This is a genomic window from Sphingomonas bacterium (assembly GCF_028289855.1).
In the GTDB taxonomy this organism is placed as follows: Bacteria; Pseudomonadota; Alphaproteobacteria; order Sphingomonadales; family Sphingomonadaceae; genus Sphingomonas.
Window position 1 is genome coordinate 1 of record NZ_JAQGKZ010000042.1, and the last position, 7,400, is coordinate 7,400.

9 protein-coding genes and 1 pseudogene are annotated in these 7,400 nt (G+C 64.9%); 3 read left to right on the plus strand and 7 right to left on the minus strand.

Features of this window, described 5'->3' with window-relative positions; translation table 11 throughout:
* Positions 1-20: 20 nt before the first annotated feature.
* The 7 genes from JWM94_RS03880 to JWM94_RS03915 are packed head-to-tail and all read right to left on the minus strand — an operon-like array spanning position 21 to position 5,235.
* Positions 21-1,304, minus strand: a complete 1,284-nt coding sequence (locus JWM94_RS03880; RefSeq protein ID WP_299422071.1) for a phospholipid carrier-dependent glycosyltransferase — start codon at positions 1,302-1,304, stop codon at positions 21-23.
* 50 nt (positions 1,305-1,354) lie between these two features.
* Positions 1,355-2,026, minus strand: coding sequence for a dihydrofolate reductase family protein (locus JWM94_RS03885; protein WP_299422074.1), 672 nt, complete (start codon positions 2,024-2,026; stop codon positions 1,355-1,357).
* The gene (locus tag JWM94_RS03890; protein ID WP_299422077.1) at positions 2,019-2,501 is read right to left on the minus strand and encodes an SRPBCC domain-containing protein; all 483 of its coding nucleotides are present in this window, start codon (positions 2,499-2,501) and stop codon (positions 2,019-2,021) included. The genes JWM94_RS03885 and JWM94_RS03890 overlap by 8 nt, the downstream gene beginning before the upstream one ends.
* Positions 2,498-2,992 (minus strand): VOC family protein, encoded by a 495-nt coding sequence (locus JWM94_RS03895; protein WP_299422080.1) that lies wholly within the window; start codon positions 2,990-2,992, stop codon positions 2,498-2,500. The genes JWM94_RS03890 and JWM94_RS03895 overlap by 4 nt, the downstream gene beginning before the upstream one ends.
* 23 nt (positions 2,993-3,015) lie before the next feature.
* Complete coding sequence (locus tag JWM94_RS03900; protein WP_299422083.1) at positions 3,016-3,795, minus strand: VOC family protein; 780 nt, start codon at positions 3,793-3,795, stop codon at positions 3,016-3,018.
* A 25-nt stretch (positions 3,796-3,820) separates the two neighbouring features.
* On the minus strand, positions 3,821-4,537 hold the full coding sequence (locus JWM94_RS16095; RefSeq protein ID WP_367185863.1) for a DUF1428 domain-containing protein: 717 nt from the start codon (positions 4,535-4,537) through the stop codon (positions 3,821-3,823).
* On the minus strand, positions 4,534-5,235 hold the full coding sequence (locus JWM94_RS03915; protein ID WP_299422085.1) for a glutathione S-transferase family protein: 702 nt from the start codon (positions 5,233-5,235) through the stop codon (positions 4,534-4,536). The genes JWM94_RS16095 and JWM94_RS03915 overlap by 4 nt, the downstream gene beginning before the upstream one ends.
* A gap of 66 nt (positions 5,236-5,301) precedes the next feature.
* Between JWM94_RS03915 and JWM94_RS03920 the strand changes: the two genes are divergently transcribed.
* The 3 genes and pseudogenes from JWM94_RS03920 to JWM94_RS03930 all read left to right on the plus strand — a co-directional run.
* Positions 5,302-5,997 (plus strand): helix-turn-helix domain-containing protein, encoded by a 696-nt coding sequence (locus JWM94_RS03920; protein WP_299422086.1) that lies wholly within the window; start codon positions 5,302-5,304, stop codon positions 5,995-5,997.
* 72 nt (positions 5,998-6,069) lie between these two features.
* The gene (cobS, locus tag JWM94_RS03925; RefSeq protein ID WP_299422088.1) at positions 6,070-7,074 is read left to right on the plus strand and encodes a cobaltochelatase subunit CobS; all 1,005 of its coding nucleotides are present in this window, start codon (positions 6,070-6,072) and stop codon (positions 7,072-7,074) included.
* A gap of 9 nt (positions 7,075-7,083) precedes the next feature.
* Positions 7,084-7,400 (plus strand): annotated as a pseudogene (locus JWM94_RS03930) (cobaltochelatase subunit CobT); the annotation flags it as partial.

A 7,400-nucleotide genomic window follows, 5' to 3' on the forward strand; every position in this document is an offset into this window, starting at 1 on the left:
AAATAGCGTTCGCTATTTCGCTACGGCCAGCTGGAGAACCACATCCAGTGCGCGAACGCCTGCTCGTTGGGCAACGGCGCGGCGGACAGGATCGGGAAGAAATAGACCGCCAACCCGAAGCACATCACCATGAAACCCTCGTCCCAATAGATCAGTCTGCCCTTGGCGTAGCGGTCGAACGCGGCGGCGATCGCGATCGGCAGCGCGATCGTCGGCAGATAGTAATAATAGAAGAATCCGAGCGATTTCGGGATGATCACCCAGGGCAGATAGCTCGCGATCCACAGGCTACCGGCGACCAGCAATCGCCCGTCGCGCGCGCGCATGCCGCCCCACAGGCACGCTGCGACCGCGACCAGCCCGCCCCACAGGATCGCCGGGTTGCCGAGCATCAGGATGCCGCGCATCGCGCCGTCGGCGGGCTCATAGAAATACCAGATCGGCCGGATCATCAGCGGCCAGCTCCACCAGCTCGACTGATAGGTATGGTGTGGCAGGACCTGGGTTTGCTGTGCGTACATCTTGACCTGGAGCGGCAGCAAGCCGGCCAGCGTCATCGGATCGTCGTGGTAGAAAAAGGCCGGGAGGAAGGTCAGGAAATAGACCGCGATGGCGATCAGCCCGAAGGCCGCGAGCGCAGGAATCGCCGGCAGGCCGGGCCAATGCGGCTGATCCTTGCCCGACAGCATCGCGGCGAGCGGCCGTTTCGCCGTACGTGCATCGCGCCAGCGGACGATGAGGAAGGCGATCCCGGCAAAAGCCAAATACGGCGCCGCTACCCATTTGGCGGCGACCGCCAGACCGAACAGGACCGCGCTCAGCACCCAGCGCGGCCATGCCTTTCCCGGCGGCGCGGTCATCGCCCACAGCATCGCCGCGACCGCCAGCACCGTGAACGCCGCCAGGAACCCGTCGAGCATCGCGATCCGCGCCTGGACGTAGATCGTGAAGTTCAGCAGTGCCAACCCCACGCCGATCATCGCGGGCCGCATCCGGCCGAAGAGCAGCCACAGGATTGCGAACACGCCCATCACCGTCGTGGCGCTCGCGATCGTCGAAAAGAATCGCCAGCCTAGACTGTTGTCGCCGAACAGCGCGATCCCGGCGGCGATGAATTCCTTGGCGAGCAGCGGATGCTCGGTGTTGAGCGGCGCTTGCAGCGCAAGCAATGCACGCGCGGCAGGGACGTAGTGGATTTCGTCGAACACCAGTCCGTGCGGCGTGGCGACGCCCCACAGGAACAAAATCTCCGCCACCAGCCCAATCAGGATCGCAACAAGAAACGGGCGGGGACGACTGGTCATCCCCGCCCGATTAACCGCTGGCGCGCGTCAGAGATAGCGCGACGTGATGGCTACCAGCTGCCGTCCTTCATCTTGCGCTGGCGTTCCGCCTCGCGCGCGCTGGTGCTCGGCGCGGGTTGCGCAGGGGCCTCGGTGGGGATCGGTCCGGCGGGCTCGTAGGTCGCCACCACAGTGCCGGCGGGCGTTACCTTGTGATCGACCATGTTGAGCGCGCCCGGCGGCGTGCCGTCGCCGAACAGCCGTTTGCCCTTCCCGAGTGTCAGCGGGTAGGTCATCAGCACCAGCCGGTCGATCAGCCCCGCCGCGAGCAGGCCGGGATAGATCGTGCTCGATCCCCAGATCCTGAGCTCGGGGCCCTCGCCGGCCTTCAGGGACGCGACGTTGTCGATGCTCGATAGGCGATGGCTGTTCTCCCACTCGAGCGGCTGGCTGCCGCGGGTCAGCACATATTTCCCCGCGCGGGTGAACGCCTCGCCGATCGCCGCCTCGTCGCCTTCGACATAGGGCCAGAAGGCGGCGAAGATGTCGTAGGTGCGCCGTCCGAGCAGCAGGTCATAGTCGCCGTCGAGCAGCGGGCCGAGCGTCTCGTCGGCTGCCGGGTCGGGGAATTTGAACTGCCAGCCGCCCTGATCGAAGCCGCCGGTCGGATCCTCGCTCGGCCCACCCGGCGCTTGCATGACGCCGTCGAGCGACTGGAAGACCGCGCCGATGATCCTACGCATCGGCGGTCTCTGCCAGCTTCCTTGCAACTTCCTCGAGCTGGTCGGCGCAGACGCCCCAGCCTTCGGCAAAGCCCATCTCGGCATGCGCCTTGCGGCTCGCTTCGCTCCAGTGGCGTGCGCTCGAACGGAACGCCGTCCGTCCGTCGCCGGCATCGGCGAATTCGAACGTGCCGACGATGCCGACCGGCTGCGCATCCTGCGGGTTCCAGGCGGCGTCGAGCATGTTGGTGAAGGTGAACCGCTCGCCCGGCACCACCTCCAGCAACACGCCGTCGCCTGGATGCGTCTCGCCATCGGGGCCGTGCATCGTTATCGAGAAGCGCCCGCCGCTCTTCCAGTCGAGTGCGACGATTTCCGACGTCCATGGGCGCGGGCACCACCATTCGGTGAAGTGATCGACGACCGCGCGCCACACCGCGTCGCGCGGTACGGCGAACGTGCGTTCGATCGCGAGTTCGTGCGCCGGCTGGCTCACGCGACCAGCTCGCCGGCGCGCGCGGCCTCGATCGTGGCGATGTCGATCTTCTTCATCGTCATCATCGCATCCATCGCGCGCTTGGCTGCCGCTTTGTCGGAATCGGTTGTCGCCTCGATCAGCACGCGCGGCGTGATCTGCCACGAAAAGCCCCAGCGATCCTTGCACCAGCCGCACATGCTTTCCTGACCGCCATTACCGGTGATCGCGTTCCAATAGCGGTCGGTCTCTTCCTGGTCGTCGGTCAGCACCGTGAAGCTGACCGCTTCGTTGGGCTTGAAATGCGGGCCGCCATTGAGCCCAACGAAGGGCTGGCCGCACACGGTGAATTCGACCGTCAGCTCGTCGCCCGCCTTCGCGCTGGGATTGTCGTTCGGCGAGTCGTTCCCTTTGCCGACAAAGCTGTCGGGGAAGGTCGCCGCATAGAATTCGGCCGCCTCGCGGGCCTGGCCTTTGTCGAACCACAGGCACGTGGTCATCTTGTTTGCCATTTTCTCTCTCCTTCTATTCCGAATTATTGATTGCCCGGGCCGACCGCGCCGAACACGACGCCGTGGGAATCCGTCGCAACGATGATGCGGTCGCCGCCCGGGACGTCCATCGGCCCCGCCAGCACGGTGCCGCCGGCCTCGCCGACCTTCTTCGCGGTGTCCTCGATGTCGGGGGTGCGGAAATAGAAGCGCCAGCCCGCCGAATCGTGGGGCTGGACCGTCATCGTCGCGCCGATCGTCTGCCCGGCGGCGTCGATGAAGATGTAGTCGCCCATCTCACCCATCGACATCTTGTCGGGATAGGTCCAGCCGAACGTGTCGGCGTAGAATTTGTTCGCGCTTGCCTGATCGGGCGTGTTGAGCTCGTTCCAGTTGCACTTGCCCATGCCCATCCGGTCCCACGCCGTGCTGTTCTGATCGCTCGCGCCGCGCATGATGTAGAAGGGGATGCCCTGCGGGTCGGCGACCATCGCGATCCGGCCAACGCCGGGAATGTCCCATGCCGGCATGTGAACCGCACCGCCGTTTGCCTTGACCTTCTCGGCCGAAGCATCAACGTCGTCGACGCCAATGTAGAATAGCCAGGTCGGCTTGCCGCCATTCGCCGCCATGTCGTCGGACAGCCGCATCACGCCGCCGACCTGGCCGCCATCCGATGTGGCGATCCCGCGATAATCCATTTCGGGGCTCATCGGGTCGGGATCGATCGTCCAACCGATGACATGGTCGTAGAATTTCTTGGACGCCAGCGGATCGGCGGTGATCAGTTCGTACCAGATCGGCGTGCCTTCGGGATTGGGCATCGTATCTCTCCTGAGGATTTGGTTGTCAGTCGTGATCGGTGTCGAGGATCGGCACGAAGCCGCCGAAAATCGCGCGTTGCATGTCGAACGCGGGCTTGATCGCCTGCATTTCCGGGTCCTGCATCACCTTGGCGAAGGCGGCGTCGCGCGTCGCCTTGTCGGGCCATTCGATCCAGCCAAACACGACTTGCTCGCCCGGTTCAGCAGCGACCGCCTGCTTGAAATCGGTAACCTTGCCGTCGGGCACATCCGCGCCCCAGCCATCGACGGTGCGCAGCGCGCCTTCGCGGATGAAGAAAGCGTCGAGCTTTGCGGCGTTCTCGGCATATCCCGCGCGGTCATCCGGTGCCGGGGCGACGATCGCATCGACATAGCCGAACTTGCCGCCGTCGCCGCTGTCATACGCCGCGTCGAACCCGGCATAGATCATCCGCTTCCCGTCGAACGGCATGTCGTCGTCAGGTTGCATCCGCTCGTCGGCCATCATCTTGGCGGCCGCCGCGTCGCAGGTCGCCTTGTCCGGCCACCAGACCCAAGAATAGACGATCTTCTCGCCGGGCTCGGCGTTGACCGCGCGGCGCAGGTCGGTGCGCTTGCCGTCGGGCACGCTTTCCTCCCAGCATTCGACCGTGCGCGTCGCGCCGAATTCGGCGAACATCGGCGAGACCTTGATCGCCAGGTCGAGATAGGCCTGTTTCTTGCCCTCCGGCACCGGGATCACGAAACCTTGAAAATAGCTCATGCCGTCTCTCCTTGTTTCTGCTTTTCCGCCCAGGCGGCATACCATTCGGGTGGCTCGCCAGTGAACCCGGCCATCTGGTCGGCCAGCGCCTTCTGGAAGGCAGGCCGGGCGATGCCGCGGTGCATGTAGGCGGCGAGATTGTCGTAGGTTTCGACAAAGCCCTGGTCGATCAGGATGCGCAGCACGCTGACCATCAACAAGTCGCCCGCGGTGAAGGTGTCGCCGTCGAGCCAGGTCTTGTCGCCCAGCCGGGCGGACAGGTCCTTCAACCGCCCGTGGATCCGCTCCTCGACCGACGCGCGCCGCATCGCCGACCACGGCTTGTCGGCCTCGAACACCGTCACGAACGACAGGTCCATGATCGACGGCTCGACCGAGTTGAGCGCGGCGAACATCCATTCGATCGCGCGCGCCCGCGCGTCACGATCGTCGGGCAGCAGTTTGCCGTATGTCTCCGCGACGTGTTGAACGATCGCGCCGGATTCGAACAAGGTCAGTTCGCCGTCCTCCAGCGTCGGCACTTGTCCGAACGGCTGGCGCGCGCGATGCGATGCCTCTTTCTGTTCGCCCTGGCTCAGATAGAGCACATCGTAGGCCTGGCCGGCTTCCTCGAGCGCCCAGCGCACGCGCAGGTCGCGGACTTGGCCTTCCGCAAACGGCGGCACCCAGTCGAACGCGGTGATGGTCGGTTTGGTCATCCTCAAAACTCCGGCTTGCGAATCGCTGTTTGCATTGTCTGCGCGATTGAGTTATAAAAAACAACCATGAAGTTAGAAAAAGTGACCGACTCGGCAAAAACTGCGGCGAAGCGTTGGTATGACGATGCGTGCGGTACCGCTTTGGCGTTAGAATTCGTCGGGGAGCGCTGGTCGCTGCTGGTGATCCGCGAGCTGATCTACGGCCCGCGCCGGTTCGGTGAGATCAAGGCGAACTTGCCCGGAATCAGTGCAAATGTGCTCACCCAGCGCCTCGAAAGCCTGGAGGAGGCGGGGATCCTGGTGCGCCGCCGGCTGCCGTCCCCGGCCAACGTTCAGGTGTACGACCTAACCGATTGGGGCCGCGAGGCGGAGATAACGATCCGCGAGATGGGGCGCTGGGCGGCGCGCTCGCCGCGGCACGACCCGATGGCGTTCATGTCGACCGCGTCGGCGATGACGTCGCTGCGCACGCTGATTGACCCGGCGCGGGCGTCCGATGTCGCAATGACCGTGGCATTCGACTTTCCGAACGACGCTTTCGTCGCGCGGGTTGCCGATGGCGGTATCGCGATAACGCGCGGCGAGCCGCTCGATGCCGACGTCATCTTCACCGGCGACACGCTGGCGATGCGCCACACCATTTACGGCAAGCTGCCGTTGTCATCCGATGGCATCGGCGGTGGGCTGGCGGTGGCGGGCGATTTCGCTGTCGCGCAACGCTTTGTCGATCTGTTCGCGCTCCCGGAGAAGATCGCGCTCTGACGCGTTGCATTGCACAACGAGTCTCGACTTCGCGCCACCCGTGCGGTTAGGAGAGCGCGCGAAGGAAGCAAGATGACCGACATCCCGAATACGCAGCCCGACAGCCGCGAGACGACGATCCTCGACGCGCCCGACCAGATGAAGTCGGTGCGCGAGCTGTTCGGGATCGACTCCGACATGCAAGTGCCGGCGTTCAGCGAGGCCGACGAGCGCGTGCCCGACCTCGACCCCGCTTATGTCTTCGACGGCGACACCACGCTGGCGATCCTGGCGGGCTTCGCGCACAATCGCCGTGTAATGGTCCAGGGCTATCACGGCACCGGCAAGTCGACGCACATCGAACAGGTCGCGGCGCGGCTCAACTGGCCGTGCATCCGCATCAACCTCGACGCGCATATCAGCCGGATCGACTTGATCGGGCGCGATGCGATCGTGCTGCGCGACGGTCAGCAAGTCACCGAATTCCGCGAGGGGCTATTGCCTTGGGCGCTGCAGACCCCGACCGCCCTGGTGTTCGACGAATACGATGCCGGCCGCCCCGACGTGATGTTCGTGATCCAGCGCGTGCTGGAGACCGAGGGCAAGCTGACCCTGCTCGACCAGAACCGCGTGATTCGGCCGAACCCCTATTTCCGGCTGTTCTCGACCGCCAACACGGTGGGCCTAGGCGACACCAGTGGACTCTATCACGGCACGCAGGCGATCAACCAGGGCCAGATGGACCGCTGGAACATCGTCGTCACGCTCAACTATCTGCCGGCAGCCGTTGAGGCGCAGATCGTGCTCGCCAAATCGGGCGAATATGACAAGCCCGAGGGCAAGGCGGTGGTCGACAACATGGTCCGCGTCGCGGATCTGACCCGCAAGGGGTTCATCAACGGCGACATCTCGACCGTGATGAGCCCGCGCACGGTGATCACCTGGGCGCAGAACGCGATGATCTTCGACGATGTCGGCTTCGCGTTCCGCCTGTCGTTCCTCAACAAATGCGATGAGGCTGAGCGGGCATTGGTGGCGGAATATTACCAGCGGGTGTTCGGCAAAGACTTGCCGGAGAGCGTGGTGGGGGCGGCGTAACCGTCTACCGTGGCAGTTGACACCCCCCTCGATCGCTTCAAGGCCGTGCTCGGCGGCGCGTCGCGCGCGCTGGCCGACGAGCCCGAGGTGGAACTCGGGTTCAGCGCCGTCGCGCACTCCGAATCCGGCAAGCGCATCAACCTGCCCCTGCCCGTCCATAACCTGCCGGCCGCGCAGGTGGCTGAAGCCCGGGGCATGGCGGATGCCTTTGCCCTGAAGCTCAGGCTTCATGATGCTGGCCTGCATGCGCATCTCGCGCCGCGCGATATGGCGGCGCGCGCGGTGTTCGACGCGGTCGAGCAAGCTCGTGTCGAGGTCCTGGGTGC

Excerpts from the sequence above, each read along its gene's own strand:
- JWM94_RS03880 (WP_299422071.1), bottom strand. The coding sequence starts at position 1,304 with ATGACCAGTCGTCCCCGCCCGTTTCTTGTTGCGATCCTGATTGGGCTG.
- cobS (WP_299422088.1), top strand. The coding sequence starts at position 6,070 with ATGACCGACATCCCGAATACGCAGCCCGACAGCCGCGAGACGACGATC.
- JWM94_RS03920 (WP_299422086.1), top strand. The coding sequence starts at position 5,302 with ATGAAGTTAGAAAAAGTGACCGACTCGGCAAAAACTGCGGCGAAGCGT.
- JWM94_RS03915 (WP_299422085.1), bottom strand. The coding sequence starts at position 5,235 with ATGACCAAACCGACCATCACCGCGTTCGACTGGGTGCCGCCGTTTGCG.
- JWM94_RS03885 (WP_299422074.1), bottom strand. The coding sequence starts at position 2,026 with ATGCGTAGGATCATCGGCGCGGTCTTCCAGTCGCTCGACGGCGTCATG.
- JWM94_RS03900 (WP_299422083.1), bottom strand. The coding sequence starts at position 3,795 with ATGCCCAATCCCGAAGGCACGCCGATCTGGTACGAACTGATCACCGCC.
- JWM94_RS03895 (WP_299422080.1), bottom strand. The coding sequence starts at position 2,992 with ATGGCAAACAAGATGACCACGTGCCTGTGGTTCGACAAAGGCCAGGCC.
- JWM94_RS16095 (WP_367185863.1), bottom strand. The coding sequence starts at position 4,537 with ATGAGCTATTTTCAAGGTTTCGTGATCCCGGTGCCGGAGGGCAAGAAA.